We start from the raw sequence: 19,205 nt of genomic DNA, 5'->3' as shown, positions 1-19,205 counted from the left end.
AACAGACGTTTCAGGGAGTCTCTGCAGTCATCCCTTCAGAAGCTGACTGCTTTTTAAGAAATGCCAGGGACAATGCATTGAATTGTTCCGGCTTATCAATATTTACAACGTGTCCGCTATTCTCTACCACTTCCAGGTAGCTTCTCTCGAACCTCTCTACCATTTTTTTGACGGGAGGCAAGAACATATGATCCTCCTCGCCCATAATATAAAGGGTGGGAGCATCCATCTCAGTTTCCTTAAAATATTGAAGCAAGGGATTCACTTCATAGGTTAACCTGAACCACTTGAGGAACTCTTTCCTGGCCAGATTTTTTGCCTCCTGAACAAAGAGTATTCGGGATTCTTCGTGGTTTTTCTTTGGCATGATAATCCATGCAAACAGCTTATAGAGCCACATGAAAGGAACCACTTTTTTGAACGTGTGACCTAGCCAAACCAGGATACGGCTTCGGATATCAAGTCTTGTGATCGCACCGCACATAATGGCAGATTGAACTACATCCGGTTCCATCTCGGCAATGGTTCGAATAATAATGGTTCCGAGTGATACACCAACAAAATGCGCTTTCGATATACTGTTTTTATGGATCGATTCCAGAACATCTTTGCTGACGGTTCTGAATGAATAACGCTCTTTGTAATATTTTTTCAGCGTACTCATCTCTTTCGACCTTCCATGACCGCGTAAATCAACAAGCAGCACATTAAATTCATCCTGAAACGCCTTAAGCTGCCTGTACCATATGTTTGAAGAGCCACCTGCGCCATGAATAAAAACCACCCAGTCCTTATCAGGAGAATTATAAAATGATTTGGTGTAGAGCATGTTTACAAAAAAATATCAGCGCGGGATAATGTTTAGCCAATGCTTAGGCTGTTAAACAACAGTGGACTTATATAGATTTAGCCATATAACGGAACCGAAAACGTAGCATTGAAGCCATTGCATTGTGTCGATAGAATTTACAGTAAAATAAACGGTTTGCATGAAAGTTTAATTCAAAATGAGTAAAATCCGCCGATTCTTTTACCTCTATTTGGATATAAAGCATAAATACAAAAACGATACCTGACTTTGACAGCACTAAAAAAAATTGGAATCATCGCTGGTGCTGTCTATTTATTTCTCCTGCTTCTTTCATGGGCTACACAAACACTTTTTCCTGCAGAAACTCAATTTAACCGGTTCGAAAAGTCAGATCAGCTCGTATACAATGAAGAGGAGCTGGATATCCACTATTTCAATATTGAAGCGTCTTCAAGACGAACAATGATGATTCTTATCCCGGATGCCTATCAACCTGCAGAGGAACTGATTCCGCTGGCTGAGACTCTTGCAGACAGCATGGGAGTGATCATACCTGTTTTAAATAAAGGCGGTTTAAGAAACTATATAAGCAATCAGGAAAGAGGGGAGATTCTTTCGAAATGGATCAATCAGCTGCCGAACCGGAATATACACATTGGAGGGTTTCGATATGGAGGGCTTGTTGCCATTGAAACTATTACAAAAAATGAGAATGATCTGAAAAGCCTCACACTGATCCAGTCGATGGGAATAGAGGAGATCCATTTTCTGGGCAATTACAGAATAAACCGCTCAGTTTATTCATTGATGGTTCCAGTATTTACAATTTTCAGGTATGGGTTTCCGCATTTCGGATGGGCTGAAACTATGCAATTCAACAGGCATTTCATTTCGACTATGCTTGCCATGGATCAAAGACATATTGAAAACCTCCTCCGGGAGATTACTGTTCCTGTCAGGATCATTCACAGCACAGCTGATCCTCAGATACCCGTTCAGACGGCACTCGAAATCTATCGGCTCATCCCACACAGTACACTTGATCTGTTGGCTGCCAAACCTGATCAAATACGTTCAAATCCGGATGACTGGAGTACACTCGTTCAATCATTTATCCGCCAGGTTGATAATCAAAATGGGATGAACAGGGCTTTGGCAAGTTCGGAAAGAATTGCGGAATCGATGGAGACCTTTTCAAGAGATGATATTGCAGAGCTTTCAGGCCAGGCACTATTACTACTTATACTTTTTTTGATCATTATTTCTCTGGTCAGTGAAGATTCGGCCTGTATTGCTGCCGGCCTGCTGTTTGCAACCGGACTTATTGGATTTCAGCATGCTCTGATCGGGGGCGTAACGGGTATTATTTCCGCTGACTTGCTGATTTATGCGTCAGGAAGATATTTGGGTTATCCCGTGCTTCAGATTGCTCCATTTAAATGGTTTATCAGGAAACAGGATATTATGAGAGCCAGGGATCTCTTTCAGGCGAGGGGTGCAGAAATATTGATTGCCACGCGTTTTGTTCCGGGCACCAGGCTGCCGGTCTATCTCGCTGCCGGCATTTTAAAAACAGACTTCTGGCCATTTCTCGCCTATTTTCTGGCATCATTGGCGGTTTGGGCACCACTTTTGATTTGGGTTACTTCTTTGATTGGCCAGCCTATGTTAACCTATATTGAACTATATCAGGAATATGCATTGCTGGTAATCTTAGCGGCATCAATACTGCTCTACGGATTTATCAAATACATCCTGCCGCTGGGTACTGTGAAGGGGAGAAGACAGGCATTTGAAAAGTGGAGACGGATTAAAGAGAAACGGGATAGATCAAATACTGAATAGTGTCAGCTTAACAAAAGTTTTTTTCAATGGTGAATTTCACTCCGATAACGGAGGCCATTGTAATTTTCCGTTGAGGGAAGTATTTCAATAAGCCGGGTTAGAATGAACCGCAGCAAACGTAACGCCAAAATGAAATTACCCGGCTCATATCAACGCTCAGCGGTCATTCCCACTCTTCCCCTTCGATAGCGGGGGTACTGTTTAATACCCTGCATCTAAATTAGGTTAAAAACTTATCTGCGTTCTTCGAAGAATTGCTTCAAAAGATATCCAGAATCGGCTTCCATTACTCCCTGGATAACTTCAAGACGATGATTTAAATGTGCGCTCGATGCAATATTAAACCGGGTTCCACATGCGCCCGCTTTTTCGTCCATAGCTCCAAAAACCACCCGGTCAAGTTTTGCCCAGACCATGGCCCCGGCACACATCGGGCAGGGCTCAAGGGTAACATACAGAGTACAACCTTCCAGATACTTGTTTTCTAGTGCAGCACAAGCAGCGGATATGGCAATCATTTCGGCATGTGCTGTGGGATCTTTCAGTCGCTCCACCTGATTGTATCCTTTACCGATTATGCGGTTTTGATGCACTACAACGGCTCCAACAGGTATCTCTTTCTCCATATACGCCCTTTCAGCAAGTTTAAATGCTTCGATCATAAACTTTTTGTCCATATTGGTACTATTGAACGGGTTTTGGTTAAACATTTGGGGAGAAAGTGTTATGTTAGCTACTTGTTTAAGACGCGGGGATGTTAATCAGAAAGCCATCAATGGCACACTCAAATATAGACAAATCATTACGGGATTTACTATTGGGAAACGTGCGGAGTGTTCCGAATTTCCCCAAACCCGGAATCATTTTTAAAGATATCACCCCGTTGCTTCAAGATCGTTACCTTCTTGAACTTACCTCGAGGTTACTGGCAGAACCTTTCAGAGGGGCTAAAATTGATTTTGTTGCAGGCCTTGAATCAAGAGGCTTTCTCTTTGGAACCAATCTGGCTCAGGATCTTCATGCGGGTTTTGTTCCTATACGTAAACCGGGAAAATTACCGGCTTCAACACACTCCATCGAATATGAACTTGAATATGGCACAGATTCTCTTGAAGTTCATACCGATTCAATTCAATCAGGTGACAACGTGTTGATCCATGATGATCTGATGGCAACCGGAGGTACTTCTGCCGCCGCCAGCAACCTGATCAGAAAAATGGGTGGAAACATTATCGGGTACTCCTTTGTAATGGAAATATCTGCACTGGGCGGACGCAGGTTTCTTGATCAGAATCTGCCTGTTCACTCCCTGCTAAAGGTTTAGGGAACAAAACCTGTTTTATTGCAATTAAACTAAACATTCATTAAAAAAATACATCATACAAACCCTATGGCAAAGCCAACTATTACCACACTTCTATCGTGTGTAGCTCTTTTTTTTGCCGCTGCTGCGTGTGGGCCTTCATTGGTTCTACAAAATGTTGATTACGCACAGCCCATTGAAAGCGTTCTCACACCCGACTCAAATAATCAGGTTCATGATCAGCGATATGCAATTAAATTTACTATCACTGATATTCTCTCTGAAGAAGAGATCTCTTCCGTTGATCAAATACGTTTAATCAGAAACAGTGCAGGGTACTACTTTGTCACAGCGCCTGGCTTTAGCAATGTATATGTTTTTGAGACGTCTGAATCTGAACTGAAGCTGAGCACACGTATTTCAGTTTCTGACAGTGGATTGGACCAACCTGCATTTAATCAAAGAAATACCCATATCGAACTGGTTGATCTCTCAACCGGCAACACGTATAACCTTGACCAAAACGGACTCAGATAAGAGATATAATTATGAAATTACTACTAAAGACGACTATTACTGCAGTTGCAGCTCTCTTGTTTGTTTCTACTGCAACGGTTACTGCACAACAATCCGATTACCAGATTCAACAGGAATTCAGATCTGAATATAATACTCTTTCAGAACGTATTGAGAATGCAGCTACACCTGATGAATTGATTGAGTTATCCCTTGATATTGATGAGTTTGAAGCGAACTATTCGGAGTACGCTTCCATCATAGATGCTGCTCTCTATCCAGAAACAATGAATGACCGCATAAGCTCCTTAAGGAGCAGATACTCAGTCAATCTGGACAATCTGCGTGCACTTCAAGAGTCGGATCAGAGAATCCGCGAACTGATGGGGCAGGTTGACGAATTCAGAAATCAGCTTGCGACCATGGACGAGGAAGTTGCCGATCTGAAGGAACAAATTGATCGTGCGAGTGCAAACGAGCGTCAGCAGGCCGCTTTAATTCGCCAATACAGGCAGAATATTGAACAGCGTGATGAATTCGTGTCAGACTTTCTTCAGGACTTGCTTCAGCGCTATGAAACCATGGACTCGGCTACGCAAACTGACGTGGCATCTGCTGCAGAACAGATGGACAGCAACCCTGTTGATGTTTTAAAGAACATCATCAGTGAATACACTCAAAATGCTGATCAGGATTCAGAACTTAGCGCTCCTGATTTTGTCAGAATGCGGGCTCAGCATGGATACTTTTTAAATGTATGGGATACAATTGGTGAAAGACTTGCAAGTACATTCTCTCCTGATAATCCGGTGGAAGCACGTCAGGAAGTTACAGATATGCTCTCAGCATGGCAGGCCAGTATTGACAATAAACTGTGGAATGCACTAAGTACCGAGTTTAATCAAAACGGCATTGAGCTTTCACCCTTTACAAGTCCGGAATCATTTAACTCGTCACTCAACAGCTATGTCGATGAAGCCATGAACATCAGCATGGAATCGAGCAGTGAAGAGAACTATGAGATATATCGCAATTTCAGCAGTTACTGGAACAATACTGTAAAAGGCCAGTGGGGAGAACTTCTGATAAACGGAAACATACTATCAGCAGAAGATATGGCAGCCATAGACGTTAAATTGAACACATGGGGTGAAAATGCAGTACCCAGTTCAAATTTGATGTTCATTCTCTTCCTGGTTAGCCTTGCAGTGATTATTGGCCTTATTGTACTTTTGGTTACCAAAAAAGGCTGATTAAATAGAAATATCAGAATAATGATGAAGCCGGTTGAGTAAAGCTCAATCGGCTTTTTTGTTTTGGAGATTCAAAGATTGGTTACGGCAGTGATATCTTCCGTCGGAGCATCCACTCAGCTGTAAGTAAGAGAATAGCTATAAAAAACCAGATACCATTCCTGTAGAGATAGTCCGTTTCAGTGACTGTGTTATCAGTATTGTTCTGATCAGAAATCTCTTCGAGGAATTCTGAAAGTTTTTCACTTCCGGCATTTTCTTCATAATAACCGCCTGTTACAGCTGCAAGCTGCTGAAGAAGGGCACTGTTTCTTCTGGTATCTATCATTTCTTCGTTTACTGAACCTATTGTAAAACGAGTTTCATCGACATCAATTTCTCTTCCCGCAGCTACAGCTCTGCCCCTGGCAGAATAAATGCCTGATGGGTACCTTCCCGCGTTAAGTTCATAATTGCCATCTCCCAGATGACGCATCTGGAATGACACGGGTACTGTATTCTGATCAAGCCTTGTTAGTGTAAGGCTGATTGATGCATTGGGTTCCCGTTCACCCCGCTCATTTATGAGGGAAGCCCTGAACTGTACCTGTTCCAGCTCCGTAAACGTATCACGCAACGGTTCCAGAATAAGAAGTCTATCCTCATTCGCTGAGGAGCCCCATGATATGATGTTAGTGACTATCTCTTCAAAGAACTGGGATACTTCCGATTGAGTGGACAGATCATACCGGTTCCACCCGTATGCATTCAGGTTCGCCACCCGCTTATTTCCATAATCTGCTGATACAAGAAGGGGTATTTCGGTCGCCTTCTGAGCAGATTGACCCCATAGATGTACCTCAGTTCCGGGAATCATCTGATACTCCCCGTCTTGTACAGTCAGTGAGGGGAGGCGGTTCCAGGTTAAAGGGGTTAACTCCATCAATGGATGTGAAACCGATGTTGTGTCCTGTGCAGGTAAAACGGTGAGTTCAGTATCTGAGCCCCTGAATTCAAACAGAGCGGGACTCTGCTGCTGGTAATTGCCGATCATACTGTAACTTCCGGGTGTTGACATAAAAAGAACGGAGGTGTCAGAATTTAACAATCGATTCAGGTTGCTGTCTCTCTGCACCGGAAGTCCGTGAATAACGAGCAGATCAATATCATCCGGATTAATACCGGAAAGAGATTCTCCGGCATAACGGCCGTTTCCAAGATACGTTGACTGAAGAAGCTCATATTGCCGGTCGGTAGCGATCAACCTGCGAACTGATGCTACATCAGGCATTATTTCATATGCTATCGACAATATTCGGGTTTTGTTGTCCAGTACCCTGAATGCCGCAGATGCACGATTATTCTCTTCGGTAAATTCCCCATCAACAGGTTCAGCTGATACGGTAAGATTCACAAACCCATCATTTGCATAGCTTCGGTCAAAATCAATCCACTCTGTTCCTGAGGATGAAGGAAATTGAATGGTTTTTCTATCTGCAGGTACTCCATTTTCGTAGAGAACGATATCTGTTTCCACATTCTCATAACCCCGGTGCCGTATTTCAACAGTAATCCGATGAATGGTATTCGTATAAATTGGGTCGGTATACTCGATTTCAGCAACGGAGATATCCCTTACCAATGTTGTATCTCCCAATGGAACCGTGATGAGTGGAACCGTCACGCTTTGTGCCTGAAAAACCGGATTTCGGCCCCGGGTAATAATTCCGTCCGAAAATAATACAGCAGCAGAAAACCTGTTTCCGTTTTCAAGCAGGTACTCCGTTACCTGCTGAATATTGGTTGAAGGATCACTGAAATCAGGTTCATTATCCTCTCTTACATAATCGCCAAATTGAAAAACCGGATAGGATAAATTTTCAGGCCTGTTCGCCAAAAATGCATCGTAAGCCGACCTGAAATCAGATTCTCCCTCATAGGATCCCCTTTCAACCAATATGCTGGAGCTGTTATCGATAAAAACAGCAACTTCATTTGGTGTGCTAACAATTTGTTGCCGGGTAACATAGGGATTGAAAAGCAGTGCGCAGAGAATCAATAGCGAGAGGGTACGCAGAGTGATCAACAATGGCTTGATATATCGTGACTGATCTTCCAGGCTTTTATAACTCCACCAGCTTACAAAAAGGGAAAGAATCACCAGCAAAATGATAATAAGAACAGGGAGTGCCGGTGAAAAGCCCTCTGGAAGTACACTGATCATGACGACTGTAAGAATTACAGGTTGTTGAGAAGCATCCGGATTATATCAACCGTACCCAGACCTTCGGCTTCCGCAGCATAGTTGGTAACAATGCGATGTCTTAATACAGGTACAGCAAGGCTTTCAATATCCTCAAACTCGACATTATACCGTCCCTGTGCCAAAGCCCTTGTTTTGGATCCTAGAATAAGGTACTGAGACGCTCTTGGACCCGCACCCCAACTGAGAAACTTGTCCGTAAAGTCAGGTGCCAGATCACAGCCGGGACGGGTCATGGTTACAAGCTTAACCGTTTTTTCCAATACATGGGTTGGAACCGGAACCTCTCTTACAAGATTCTGGAATTCAAGAATCTTCTCTTTATTTAAAATAGACTTAATATCCACGTGTCGCGTGGATGTAGTTTGCGATACAATCTGTTTCTCCTCTTCAACGGATGGGTAGTCGAGCTGAAGGTGAAACATGAAGCGGTCGAGCTGAGCTTCAGGCAGGGGATAGGTTCCTTCCTGTTCAATAGGGTTCTGCGTTGCCAGAACAAAAAAGGGACGGTCCAGTTCAAATTTTTGTCCTGATGCTGTTACGTTAAACTCTTGCATCCCCTCAAGAAGTGCTGCCTGAGTTTTTGGCGGGGTTCGATTAATTTCATCGGCCAGAATAATATTGGCGAATATGGGCCCCTTGATGAATTTGAAATGCTTTCGTCCGGTTTCCTGATCGTCTTCAATTACTTCCGTTCCCGTAATATCACCGGGCATAAGATCTGGAGTAAACTGAATCCTGCTGAAGCTCAAATTCATGGTTTGGGCAACGGTCTGGATGAGCAGGGTTTTTGCAAGACCGGGAACACCCACCAAAACACAGTGTCCGCCAGAGAAAAGAGAAATTAAAAGTTGTTCAACGATATCGGATTGCCCCACAACAACTTTAGATATTTCATCTCGAATAGATTGAAATGATTCGCTAAATTCAGCGGCTGCTTTTTCGGGTGCGGTGGGCAGATCAGAATGCATTATCGTACGTCTGTTTCGGTGCCGGACTGATTTGTGTTGTCAGTTACCGTATTCTCAGGTACCGGTATCTTAAATTCGATATAAACTTCATCACGCAAATCAGCAAGCCATTGTTGAAGCGTAGACATCTGTTTCCGGTTCAGTGCAATATCACGGATTCTTTCATAATCATCCTCAAGATTTGCCCTGTGCTCAGGAATAAGCCTGTCGAGGCGAACGATCCGAAACGCTGTAGAAGAGGTTCGGTTTTGGGTCGTAAATGATCGTGGCTCTGATATTTCACCTTCTTCATCCATCAGCAGTACAATTCTGTAGATGGAAGGTTCAAGCTGACTGATGGGAATAAGCCGGTCTCCGGTCTGTGGATTAAGTACTCTTCCTCCAAACGCTTTTGTTTCTTCATCATCTGAATGCCGGCGAGCCAGTTCGTTGAAATTTGCCCCGTGGTTCAATACGCTGTCCCGCAAAGCATTGAGCTTTTCAATGGCTGCCTGCTCATCTACAAGGCTTTCATCTATTCGTATAAGAATGTGGTTGGTTTCAATATTGTCACCCATACGCCGGTTGAGGCGAATGACATGAAAACCGAATTCAGTTTGTACTACTTCAGAAACTTCTCCCGGTTCAAGGGCAGTAGCGGCTGCGGAATAATTTGCGACAAGGTCATTAATTGACATCATTGGCAGAAGGCCGCCGCGAGCTGCAGATCCGTCGTCACTGTATTTCCTTGCCATTTCCTCAAATTCTTTTCCATGGTTGAGTATGGAATCCCGAATGGCGGAAGCCATCTCAAAAGCCTGCTGCTCTGCATCAGCCAGAGGTTCAGGATTAATTACAATTTGAGAAACGGCAACCTGTTCCGGAATTACAGGAATAGAATCCTGGGGTATGCTATTAAAAAACTCTTCCACCTCGGGTCTTGTAATATTGATAGTTCTGTATTTCTGCTGCTGCAGCTGCTGAACTATCATCTGTTCGCGAAACTGCTCCCGGAAATCGGCCCGAATCTGTATGATACTTTGGCCAAATACCTGTTCCAGCTGTTGTTCGCCTCCGGCCTGTCGGATCATCTGATTCAGTCGCTGGTCCATCTGCCGGTTAACCATGTCATCCGAGACAACAACACTGTCGATCTCAGCTTTTTCCAGCATTACATGATTGTCGACCATGCTTTGCAGTGCATCATACCATAGCTGTTCAGTAAACTGCACAGGCTGGTTATTCATCTGCAGCTGATTCATGTAGTTGCGAACTTCTGCATCCACATCAGACTTCAGAATAATACGATCGTTAACCACAGCCACAATTTGGTCGGTTACCTGGGTATTTTGTGCGAAAAGTTGAGTGAAACAGGAGAGAAGTATGGTGAGGAATACTGGTACTCTGAAGAGTTTAATCATCTGTAAATTCTGACCTTACTAAATTTTAATTTCCGGAACGGAGCATAGATTCGATCTCATTAACGTTCGCTACCCGGATTTCATTATTTGAATTGGCCTCAAGATACAGATTTCGAATGTAACTATTGGTAATTCTTCTGGCCTTCTCAAGTCTGAGCCACTCTTCAATTTGTGGAATAAGCCATTCCAGGTCGGGCGCTTCTCCAGCGGGCCTCTCTTCCATCAGCTGAACAAGATGATATTCACCCCCAAAGTAGTGTATGGGTGAGCGCTCGGTAAGGCCGATAACATTCAGATATCTGTTGAGCATAGGAATGGTTTCAGCGGCCATGGAAATCGGCCAGAACTGGTTCGATTCCCGCAATTGTCGTTCGGGATTTACGCTGTATCGCTCAAGAATATCTTCCCATTCATCGCCGCGCATCAAATCCCTGTTTGCATTATCGGCGTCGGTGCGTGTTCGTGTTGTTATATGTCTGAAACGTACATAACGCTCACTCAGAATAAACTGGTCTTTATGAGCCTGATAATAGTTTTGCGCTTCATCACGCGTAACCTCCACTTCATCAAGATTCTGCAGCAGAAGCTGCTCGCGCAGAGCTTCTTCAAGAATTTGCCTGCGCAGCCGCTCCATTTTTTCACGCACAGAAGCGCTGTTTTGCAAACCCATGCGCTCCGCCTGCCTCACCGCAACCTGCTTCTCTATCCACTGATCGATAAATGACTGTACAGCCTGTACAGAGTCTTCATTCATCACTGAGCCCGGTATCTGACTCAGCGCTTCATTGATGGTAAGCGATTGGTTCCCGACAGAAGCCAGAACCGGGGAGTTGTCAGACTGATAGGTGGGTGTACACTGAGCCAATAGAAAGAGAACGGTGAACAGAAGCGTGTATCGAATGTGATGCATAGTGCAGTATCTGTTACGGTTTGCAGCCTTTATCAAGAAAGGACCGGGTTAGTCCGCATTTGTTTCAGCATGATTAGAATAGCATGCCGGCAATGGTTGCTGTCATCATGTTGGCAAGTGTTCCTGCCAATACGGCCATAAGGCCAAATTGTGCCAGTTCCGACTTTCGGCTGGGAGCCAATCCGCCGATGCCTCCAATTTGTATTGCGATGGAAGAGAAGTTGGCAAAGCCGCACAAAGCAAAGGTTGCCATGGTTATGGATTTCGGTGACAGAACGCCTTCGCTTACAAAATCTGCCATCTGAAGATAGGCCACAAACTCATTCAGCACCACTTTTGTGCCCAGTAGCGATCCTACGCTAACCGCATCTTCCCACGGTATGCCAATAATGAAAGCGACCGGGGCGATGATCCATCCCAGGAGCGTTTCAATTGTAAGTTCTCCGCCGGGGATTAAAGAGTTGATGCCTGTAAACTCTCCAATTTCATTCAGAAAATAATTGCCCATTGCAAGTAGTGCAATGAAAGCCAATAACATAGCACCTACATTTGCCGCCAATTTAAGCCCTGTACCCGCACCGCTTGCGGCTGCATCAATCCCGTTGGCATCTGTCTTCTCAACACTCATTTTTACCTCGCCTTTGGTTACCGGCTCATCAGATTCGGGAAAGATAATTTTGGCGATCACCAGTGCAGCCGGTGCAGCCATAAGGCTGGCGCCCAATAATTGTTCTGCAAACATGAGACGTCCCACATCCAGCGAAACTCCCTGTGCAATAGAATATGAATTACCCAGCATCTGAACATAGGCTGCCATTACTCCTCCGGCTATCGTTGCCATTCCGCCTGTCATAATGGTTAGTATTTCTGACCGCGTCATCTTTTCAATGTATGGCTTGATAACAAGAGGCGACTCAGTTTGTCCCACAAAAATATTTGCAACAACAGACAGAGATTCAGCCCCTGATGTCCCCATGAGTTTCTGCATAGCCCTCGACATCACACTCACTACTTTCTGCAGAATGCCATAGTGATAAAATATGGCCGTAAGAGAAGCAAAAAATACAATGGTAGGCAGAACCTGAAAGGCAAAAAAGTTACCTAGGCTGCCCTCCATGCCCGGACTTTTGGCCAGGTCGCCAAAAATAAATTCGGCTCCCGCTGTAGTAAAATCGAGCACAACAACGAAAAAGCTCGACACCCAGCTGAAAAACATTTTAGGCCAGCCCAAAGGCGACCAGAACATAGCCATATCAGACCCTTTCAAAATAAAGACGGCCAGTACCAGTTGAATGCCAAAACCGGTAGCAACCATTTTCCAGTTTACCGCCTTACGGTTTTTGCTGAACAGCAAGGCAATGCCAATAATTGCCGCCATTCCGATTATGCCTCGTAAAATATCCATCAGGTATTCTTATTTATCGGTTGATTCATTTCTTTTTCCAACTGTGAATTCCGGTATCGGTTTACCTTTTTTATCATCTACCGGGGGTCTGAAACAGTGACGTGCACGTGGTTCATAAGCATCTTTTTCACCCACAAGAACCTGACTGCTGTTCTCAACAACACGCTGCGAAAAATTCGCTATAAGACCGCTTTCTGCACAAATGGCATGCAGTTTGGTTACATATTCGGCAATGGCAAGCAGCTGCGGCATGGGTTCAAATGGCCGTCCTTCAAAATCCATATCCAGTCCGGCGATAATTACCCTTTTTCCATCATTTGCCAGAGTGTTGGCTACGTCCACAAGGCGATTGTCAAAAAATTGCGCTTCATCAATACAGATCACACGGGCTGAGGAAGTTAACAGAACGATCTGGTCAGCCGTATTTACGGTTATACTTGGAAGTGATGTTTCATTATGTGAAACAACTTCAGTGTCACTATAACGGTTGTCGGTTGCAGGTTTAACGATGATAACACTTTGCCCTGCAATATGCGCCCTTTTTGCCCTGCGAATCAGCTCCTCGGTTTTTCCGCTGAACATTCCTCCGCATACAACTTCAATCCACCCCAGGTGGTGAGGGGTAAAACCGGGTTCATTGATCATATCAGATTTGCAAACTTACCATAAATTAGCTGATTCTGTGCGTTGAATATATCCCTGAATACCTTAAAACAAAAAGGAACTTTATTGTATTTACCCGTGATAGCAGCATATATTTGGCAACTAAAATGAACAGATCCGGCAGTCCTGAGAACATGGAGAAACTTTATCGAATGCCAGCTGAATGGGAAAATCATTCTGCAACCCAGCTCCACTGGCCTGCAAACAGGGAAACATGGCCTGGCGACCGTCTCGAACGCGTTGAAATTGTCTACGCAGAAATTATATCGGTTCTGCACCGATACGAACCTGTTCTCCTGCTTGTAAACACGGTGGAGGATCGAAAAAGGGCAGAATCAATTTTAAAAAAATTTGACCCCGATATCGATCTGAACCGGATACACTTCCACATTGTACCCCTGAACGATGTCTGGGCAAGGGATTGTGGACCTGTTTTTATTAAGCGCAGATCTGACACGTTAACCACAGTTCCCGAATATGCCATAACCAACTGGATTTATAATGCCTGGGGACAGAAGTACCCGCCATTCGACAGTGATAATAAAATTCCTGAATGGTTTGCAGACCATTTTTCAATTTATATGTTTTCACCAGATATGGTATTGGAAGGAGGTGCAATCGATACTAACGGAAAGGGTGTACTGCTTACCACCGAATCGGTATTGCTGAACCCCAACAGAAATCCGCAGCTGACAAAAGCTGAAATAGGGAAGAAGCTCAAGCGCTATTTGGGTATGGAAAAAATCATCTGGCTGAAAAAAGGGCTGGCCGGGGATGATACGGATGGCCATATAGATGACCTGTCACGATTCCTGAATGAGAATACAATCCTCACAATGATCTGTGAGGACGAAAATGATGTCAATTATGCGGCTTTAAATGAAAATCTGGACATTCTGCGAAAAAGCACCGACCCAAACGGCAATCCATTTCAGATACTTACTCTGCCCATGCCGAAGACCCGCATCGAGGGGAGTACCGTTGACGGATCCGAATATGTTCCTGCAAGCTATGCAAATTTTTATATCGCCAATGGCGTTGTTCTGGTGCCTCTGTACGATGAGAGATACGATCAGGCCGCAATCGACCTGATGTCGCGCTTTTTCCCCGGCAGAGACATTGTGGGGATTGAGTGCAGTGACCTGGTTTGGGGGCAGGGTAGTATTCATTGCATCACCCAACAGCTGTATGGACTCGAAAATTTAGGCTGAATACGCTATAGTTCGTATAACGGGCTGGTTTAATCCAGTGAATCCACCAATTCCCAGACTTCCCGCCGAACCAGATCGCGGGATCGGTTTATATTCTCAAAAAATTCATTTATATCCGTATCGGGATGGGTCTGGAGAATCAGCTCTTCCGTAAAGCCGAACTCCACATGTTCCAGATGATCATAATAGTCGATGGTTGAAAAATTGTACCCATACTCCAGGCCGCCCGGCAGAATCATCGCATTCAGTTCCCAGCCCTTCATAACATCATTTTCCATTCGTCGCTGATGAAGCGGCCGGGCCGTTTCATCTTCCATCATCTGGTATTCAAATTCATAACCCTGTCCCACATTCATATAGTTTTTCACCATGTATCGGCTGGGGCGGGAGTTCTCGTCCTGCATAACACTATTTCGGATTCTCCAAAGCTCTGAATGATTGGGAGTGAACACACCCTCAAATTCCTCCACAAGCTGCTGGCTGTTTCTGTCTTCAAACTCGGCGGCCACTCCGTCTGTTATGTCTTCGAATGCAGAGATCTGTTCACTAATGGTAATCGATACATAGTTATACTGAGATTGATGAGTGCCGGGATATTCAACCCTGTATAAATACCAGTCGGTTATAATTCCCTGATCTTTTCTGGCCTGTTGTACAGGTTTTACAACCTCACTGACTTTCTGCCGGAACTCCTCGGTGTCATCAGAAAATTGGTCAATGTAATCAATGTGCATATACTGCCCCTGGAATGACTGGGCAGAAGCCCGCTGAATGCAAAAGATGCTTGAAAAAATTAAGACGACTGAGAAGAGAAATGCTCGCTTTTCCACAATAACCTCCATATCTGTGTATTAAGGTTTACATCAATTAACAAAAATCCATGCACATTCTGAAGCGGACACCGGAATATTTAAACAAAGAGATGTATTCGTGATAAATGATTCCATGTCGTATCGAGAGAGGCCAATTTTGATATATTATTCTCTGCTTGTTTTCATATCTTCACCTCTTTACGACAGTGTAATCAAATACAGACGATGTCCACGATTTCGAATGAAAAGTATGAAGCGGTAATAGGTCTCGAGGTTCACGCACAGCTTCTTACAAACAGTAAGGCATTTGCCCCGGTATCATCCGAATATGGCGGTGCTCCCAATACACAGGTAACCCCACTCTGTCTCGGTCATCCCGGAACACTACCCGTGTTAAATGAAAACCTCGTGCGATTCATTATAAAAATGGGCCTGGCAACGAATTGTTCCGTTTCAAGAAAATCCATTTTTGCCAGAAAAAACTATTTCTATCCGGATCTGCCCAAGGGGTATCAGATTTCTCAATATGACACACCTATATGTCATGGTGGAGAAATTCAGATCGTGATGGAGGACTATGAAAAAACAATCGGGATAACGCGTATTCATATGGAAGAGGACGCGGGAAAATCTATACACGACCAGGATCCGTACCATACGCTTATTGACCTGAACAGGGCGGGAACACCTCTCATTGAGATTGTTTCTGAACCGGATTTACGAACCCCGCAGGAAGCTTACCAGTATCTGTCAAAAATTAAACAAATCGTTCAGTACCTTGACATCTGCGATGGTAACATGGAAGAGGGAAGTCTGAGATGTGATGCAAACGTCTCCATACGTCCCAGGGGCCAAAAAGAGTTGGGTACACGCACGGAGCTGAAGAACATGAACTCTTTTCGAAATGTGGAAAGAGCTATTGGTTTTGAAATCGAAAGACAAATCGAGCTTGTGGAGTCTGGCGGCTCAGTTGTACAGCAAACCCTATTATGGGACCCCAACAAGCTTACAACCCGTCAAATGAGGTCGAAAGAAGAAGCTCATGACTACAGATATTTTCCGGAACCGGATCTGCCGCCCGTTATAGTAACCGACGAGCTGTTGAATGATATCAGGGAAGAGCTGCCTGAATTACCGTCTGTCCGGTTCGACCGGTTTGTTGACGAATTATCACTCAGCAGTGAGGATGCCTACACATTAACGGAGACCAGGGCACTGGCAGATTATTTTGAAAACGTGCTGCATTACATTGATGATCCGAAAGCGGTAGCCAACCTCATATTAACCGAAGTGCTGAGGGTGTTGAATGAAAAGAGTATCAGCATTGCAGATTTTCCGATTGAAGAAGAAAGGCTGGGAGGATTGATTTCCCTGAAACTTGAGGACAAAATAAATTCCTCGGCAATGCAGCAGATATTTAACAGAATGCTTGAAGATAACAAAGAAGCTTCGCAGCTGGCTGAAGAGATGAATCTCATACAGGTTTCAGATTCAGATTTTCTTGATCCTATTATTGACGATGTCATCGAAGCAAATCCGGATGAAGTGAGCCGTTACCGTGACGGTAAGCGTGCATTAATCGGATTTTTTATCGGTGAAGTGATGAAACGCAGCAGGGGTAAGGCAAATCCAAAACTAGTGCGTGAAAGCCTGCAAAGAAAGCTCGATGAAAAGTAATTACAGCATCTAATTCCATCTATCTTTAAATGTTAAACAATACATATGTAAAATCGGGAGCTGTACTGACAGTTGCAGCTTTAGTGGTTCTTCTGGCCGGTTGTTCTTTTCAAAGTGACGAATCGGTAAACAATGCATTTATATCGGGAAGAGTTACGGTAGACGAGGAACTCGACAACAGCGGGGATAACAGCGGAATTGAGCTGCTTATTACAGCTCCTTCTTCTCTCCAGCAGGGGGCGGACACATTATTCCACGCTACCACGGATTCAAGCGGTTTTTTTGAAGGGACCGCCCGATTCGATGAACCGGAAGTTTACAGGATGGTTGTGCTGAGAAACAATAATGTATTTGGGTTTCAGGGGCTGGTTCTGGCCGACGGCGACACCATTACCTATACAGCCACGCTTCCGGATATTGGTTCAACATCCGATCTGAAATCAAAAGAGAATGAAATTTTTCGGGATCTGGAAAGGGTAGACCGTAACTTTAATCGAGTAGCGCAGTTTATAAATGCAGGGGCCATTCCTGCCGACAGTATAGAATTTGAAATCAATAAGTGGAGTGATATTTACTGGGATGTTCACGAACGTTATCCCGGCACCTATGCATCCATGGTTGCAGGAAACTCTTCAGTTGCTGTTGCAGGAGGCTGGAACGACTCACTTATGGTGGAGAGGGCAAACAGACTGCTTGAAACGGAAGGGTTCCTGAGAAGGGCTTCACGTGCAGCCCTGGCCGAATACTATGCCGAAACCGCAGGCATAGAGAGGGTTCTTCAGTTCTATGACCGGCTTGAAAACCTGGCAAAGTCCGAAAATCGGTTGATGGAAATACAAATTGATCGAATTGAACTGCTTTACGACAGCTCCATGACCGTCGAGGCAAACCGGTTTTTGCAACAATTCACGGATAACTATTCTGATAATGAAATTGCAATGGAATGGGCTGAAAACAAAAGCTATGATCTCGAATTTTTAACACCCGGCACGCCATTTCCTGAATTTTCATTCTTAACTCTAACGGATGATTCGATCTCGTCATCAATGCTTGAAGATTCTCCGTATCTTCTGGAAATTACAAGACTCGACAACAACCTTTATCAGCAGCAGTACGACCGCACCGTTGCCATACATCAGATTTACAGTAACTTTGGACTTAAAATTATCACGGTTCCCCTTGCAGCATCCGATGTGGCAATGAATGCATTTTATGAGGAACGCGGCCTGTTATGGAGTGTGATAGAACCCGATTCTTTTCAGGCTGATTCTCTGATTGAGCGTTACAATATCAATCAGGTTCCTACCCGGTTTCTTGTTAATGACAAAGGTGAGCTTGTCAGAAGATATGTGGGAAATGAATATGATGATGTAGTACGAGGTTTGCAGTCAATTATAACTCAAAACAGTGAATAATGAGACAGTTTTTAATCGCGGGTAACTGGAAGATGAATGCAGGCCCGAAGGAAGCAAAAGCACTTGCTGACCAGATTGCAGAGAGCTGGGAAGACAAAGACACGAACAGCGAAATACTTATCTGTCCTCCTTTCGTTTCAATTCCCTTCGTCGTAAAACGATTCAGGGATACGGGCCTCAAAACAGGCGCTCAGAATGTCCATACTGAAAATAATGGCGCGTACACAGGTGAAATCAGCACTGAAATGATCCATGAGCTGAGCTGTGAATACGTGATTGCAGGGCATTCCGAACGCAGGGCATATTTCTTTGAAACGGATGAACTTGTTGCCGAAAAGGCAAAGAAAATATCGGATTCAGGCCTTAAGCCAATTGTATGTGTGGGAGAAAAGCTTGACGAACGAAAAAATGACATTTATCGTGATGTGGTGAAAAACCAGACTGAAGCCGTGTTGGAATTATTGGATAGTTCCGATGCATCACAATTGGTCATCGCCTATGAACCGGTTTGGGCAATTGGGACAGGAGAAACAGCTACACCCGAACAGGCTCAGGAGATGCATGCGTTCATCAGGAATCTAATTGCTGATGAATGGGGTCAGGAAGCTTCTGAAAGTGTGAGAATACTTTATGGAGGAAGCATGAAACCCGGCAATGCTGAAGAACTGCTCTCTCAGCCCGATGTGGATGGAGGGCTTATCGGGGGTGCAAGCCTGAAGGAAGAGAGTTTCAGTGAGATCATATCTATTGCTGAATCAATTGATAAATAAA

The 19,205-nt window shown here is 44.3% G+C and carries 17 protein-coding genes; 8 read left to right on the top strand and 9 right to left on the bottom strand.

What is annotated here, in order from left to right:
• Positions 1 to 10: 10 nt before the first annotated feature.
• The gene (locus tag DDZ15_RS04935) at positions 11 to 829 is read right to left on the bottom strand and encodes an alpha/beta fold hydrolase (RefSeq protein ID WP_109645682.1); all 819 of its coding nucleotides are present in this window, start codon (positions 827 to 829) and stop codon (positions 11 to 13) included.
• A gap of 249 nt (positions 830 to 1,078) precedes the next feature.
• Here DDZ15_RS04935 and DDZ15_RS04930 point away from each other — a divergent pair, with 249 nt between their 5' ends.
• The gene (locus DDZ15_RS04930) at positions 1,079 to 2,656 is read left to right on the top strand and encodes a VTT domain-containing protein (protein ID WP_109645680.1); all 1,578 of its coding nucleotides are present in this window, start codon (positions 1,079 to 1,081) and stop codon (positions 2,654 to 2,656) included.
• A 233-nt stretch (positions 2,657 to 2,889) separates the two neighbouring features.
• Here the strand turns inward: DDZ15_RS04930 and tadA are convergent, their stop codons facing one another.
• Positions 2,890 to 3,333, bottom strand: a complete 444-nt coding sequence (tadA, locus tag DDZ15_RS04925; RefSeq protein ID WP_242978881.1) for a tRNA adenosine(34) deaminase TadA — start codon at positions 3,331 to 3,333, stop codon at positions 2,890 to 2,892.
• Positions 3,334 to 3,431: 98 nt separating this feature from the next.
• On the opposite strand from tadA, the gene DDZ15_RS04920 reads away from it, so the two are divergent.
• The 3 genes from DDZ15_RS04920 (at position 3,432) to DDZ15_RS04910 (ending at position 5,728) form a co-directional block, all read left to right on the top strand.
• Positions 3,432 to 3,980 carry an adenine phosphoribosyltransferase gene (locus DDZ15_RS04920; protein ID WP_109645679.1) on the top strand — a complete coding sequence of 183 codons (549 nt, stop codon included), beginning with the start codon at positions 3,432 to 3,434 and terminating at the stop codon, positions 3,978 to 3,980.
• Between the two features lie 66 nt (positions 3,981 to 4,046).
• A complete protein-coding gene (locus tag DDZ15_RS04915) occupies positions 4,047 to 4,496 on the top strand; it encodes a hypothetical protein (RefSeq protein ID WP_109645677.1) in 450 nt (149 codons plus the stop codon).
• A gap of 11 nt (positions 4,497 to 4,507) precedes the next feature.
• Complete coding sequence (locus tag DDZ15_RS04910) at positions 4,508 to 5,728, top strand: coiled-coil domain-containing protein (protein WP_146198516.1); 1,221 nt, start codon at positions 4,508 to 4,510, stop codon at positions 5,726 to 5,728.
• Between the two features lie 82 nt (positions 5,729 to 5,810).
• Here DDZ15_RS04910 and DDZ15_RS04905 read toward each other — a convergent pair whose 3' ends face one another.
• From DDZ15_RS04905 to DDZ15_RS04880, 6 genes are all read right to left on the bottom strand, one after another.
• The gene (locus DDZ15_RS04905) at positions 5,811 to 7,931 is read right to left on the bottom strand and encodes a hypothetical protein (RefSeq protein WP_109645673.1); all 2,121 of its coding nucleotides are present in this window, start codon (positions 7,929 to 7,931) and stop codon (positions 5,811 to 5,813) included.
• A gap of 14 nt (positions 7,932 to 7,945) precedes the next feature.
• A complete protein-coding gene (locus DDZ15_RS04900) occupies positions 7,946 to 8,941 on the bottom strand; it encodes an AAA family ATPase (RefSeq protein ID WP_109645671.1) in 996 nt (331 codons plus the stop codon).
• Positions 8,941 to 10,341 (bottom strand): peptidylprolyl isomerase, encoded by a 1,401-nt coding sequence (locus tag DDZ15_RS04895; protein ID WP_109645669.1) that lies wholly within the window; start codon positions 10,339 to 10,341, stop codon positions 8,941 to 8,943. The genes DDZ15_RS04900 and DDZ15_RS04895 overlap by 1 nt, the downstream gene beginning before the upstream one ends.
• A gap of 25 nt (positions 10,342 to 10,366) precedes the next feature.
• Positions 10,367 to 11,251, bottom strand: a complete 885-nt coding sequence (locus tag DDZ15_RS04890; protein WP_109645667.1) for a peptidyl-prolyl cis-trans isomerase — start codon at positions 11,249 to 11,251, stop codon at positions 10,367 to 10,369.
• A 73-nt stretch (positions 11,252 to 11,324) separates the two neighbouring features.
• On the bottom strand, positions 11,325 to 12,656 hold the full coding sequence (locus tag DDZ15_RS04885; protein ID WP_109645665.1) for a NupC/NupG family nucleoside CNT transporter: 1,332 nt from the start codon (positions 12,654 to 12,656) through the stop codon (positions 11,325 to 11,327).
• Positions 12,657 to 12,665: 9 nt separating this feature from the next.
• Positions 12,666 to 13,301 carry a thymidine kinase gene (locus DDZ15_RS04880; protein ID WP_109645663.1) on the bottom strand — a complete coding sequence of 212 codons (636 nt, stop codon included), beginning with the start codon at positions 13,299 to 13,301 and terminating at the stop codon, positions 12,666 to 12,668.
• Between the two features lie 170 nt (positions 13,302 to 13,471).
• Between DDZ15_RS04880 and DDZ15_RS04875 the strand changes: the two genes are divergently transcribed.
• A complete protein-coding gene (locus DDZ15_RS04875; RefSeq protein WP_199222880.1) occupies positions 13,472 to 14,530 on the top strand; it encodes an agmatine deiminase family protein in 1,059 nt (352 codons plus the stop codon).
• Positions 14,531 to 14,559: 29 nt separating this feature from the next.
• Here the strand turns inward: DDZ15_RS04875 and DDZ15_RS04870 are convergent, their stop codons facing one another.
• The gene (locus tag DDZ15_RS04870; RefSeq protein WP_146198515.1) at positions 14,560 to 15,264 is read right to left on the bottom strand and encodes a hypothetical protein; all 705 of its coding nucleotides are present in this window, start codon (positions 15,262 to 15,264) and stop codon (positions 14,560 to 14,562) included.
• 303 nt (positions 15,265 to 15,567) lie between these two features.
• Between DDZ15_RS04870 and gatB the strand changes: the two genes are divergently transcribed.
• Genes gatB through tpiA form a run of 3 tightly spaced genes read left to right on the top strand, consistent with a single transcriptional unit; the run spans position 15,568 to position 19,204 of the window.
• A complete protein-coding gene (gene gatB / locus DDZ15_RS04865; RefSeq protein ID WP_109645659.1) occupies positions 15,568 to 17,019 on the top strand; it encodes an Asp-tRNA(Asn)/Glu-tRNA(Gln) amidotransferase subunit GatB in 1,452 nt (483 codons plus the stop codon).
• 29 nt (positions 17,020 to 17,048) lie between these two features.
• Positions 17,049 to 18,434: a TlpA family protein disulfide reductase gene (locus tag DDZ15_RS04860; protein WP_109645448.1), complete on the top strand. Its 1,386-nt coding sequence runs from the start codon at positions 17,049 to 17,051 to the stop codon at positions 18,432 to 18,434.
• The gene (gene tpiA / locus DDZ15_RS04855) at positions 18,434 to 19,204 is read left to right on the top strand and encodes a triose-phosphate isomerase (RefSeq protein ID WP_109645446.1); all 771 of its coding nucleotides are present in this window, start codon (positions 18,434 to 18,436) and stop codon (positions 19,202 to 19,204) included. Before DDZ15_RS04860 ends, tpiA begins: the two co-directional genes overlap by 1 nt.
• Position 19,205 lies beyond the last annotated feature (1 nt).

It is taken from the genome of Rhodohalobacter mucosus, from assembly GCF_003150675.1.
Classification (GTDB): Bacteria; Bacteroidota; Rhodothermia; order Balneolales; family Balneolaceae; genus Rhodohalobacter; species Rhodohalobacter mucosus.
The sequence above is the reverse complement of the archived record's forward strand: the minus strand, read 5'-3'. Positions and strand labels throughout refer to the sequence as shown.

Bases quoted from the DNA above. Each gene is read 5' to 3' on its own strand.
- DDZ15_RS04935 (WP_109645682.1), bottom strand. From the start codon at position 829: ATGCTCTACACCAAATCATTTTATAATTCTCCTGATAAGGACTGGGTG.
- tadA (WP_242978881.1), bottom strand. From the start codon at position 3,333: ATGGACAAAAAGTTTATGATCGAAGCATTTAAACTTGCTGAAAGGGCG.
- DDZ15_RS04920 (WP_109645679.1), top strand. From the start codon at position 3,432: ATGGCACACTCAAATATAGACAAATCATTACGGGATTTACTATTGGGA.
- DDZ15_RS04915 (WP_109645677.1), top strand. From the start codon at position 4,047: ATGGCAAAGCCAACTATTACCACACTTCTATCGTGTGTAGCTCTTTTT.
- DDZ15_RS04910 (WP_146198516.1), top strand. From the start codon at position 4,508: ATGAAATTACTACTAAAGACGACTATTACTGCAGTTGCAGCTCTCTTG.
- DDZ15_RS04905 (WP_109645673.1), bottom strand. From the start codon at position 7,931: ATGATCAGTGTACTTCCAGAGGGCTTTTCACCGGCACTCCCTGTTCTT.
- DDZ15_RS04900 (WP_109645671.1), bottom strand. From the start codon at position 8,941: ATGCATTCTGATCTGCCCACCGCACCCGAAAAAGCAGCCGCTGAATTT.
- DDZ15_RS04895 (WP_109645669.1), bottom strand. From the start codon at position 10,341: ATGATTAAACTCTTCAGAGTACCAGTATTCCTCACCATACTTCTCTCC.
- DDZ15_RS04890 (WP_109645667.1), bottom strand. From the start codon at position 11,251: ATGCATCACATTCGATACACGCTTCTGTTCACCGTTCTCTTTCTATTG.
- DDZ15_RS04885 (WP_109645665.1), bottom strand. From the start codon at position 12,656: ATGGATATTTTACGAGGCATAATCGGAATGGCGGCAATTATTGGCATT.
- DDZ15_RS04880 (WP_109645663.1), bottom strand. From the start codon at position 13,301: ATGATCAATGAACCCGGTTTTACCCCTCACCACCTGGGGTGGATTGAA.
- DDZ15_RS04875 (WP_199222880.1), top strand. From the start codon at position 13,472: ATGCCAGCTGAATGGGAAAATCATTCTGCAACCCAGCTCCACTGGCCT.
- DDZ15_RS04870 (WP_146198515.1), bottom strand. From the start codon at position 15,264: ATGCACATTGATTACATTGACCAATTTTCTGATGACACCGAGGAGTTC.
- gatB (WP_109645659.1), top strand. From the start codon at position 15,568: ATGTCCACGATTTCGAATGAAAAGTATGAAGCGGTAATAGGTCTCGAG.
- DDZ15_RS04860 (WP_109645448.1), top strand. From the start codon at position 17,049: ATGTTAAACAATACATATGTAAAATCGGGAGCTGTACTGACAGTTGCA.
- tpiA (WP_109645446.1), top strand. From the start codon at position 18,434: ATGAGACAGTTTTTAATCGCGGGTAACTGGAAGATGAATGCAGGCCCG.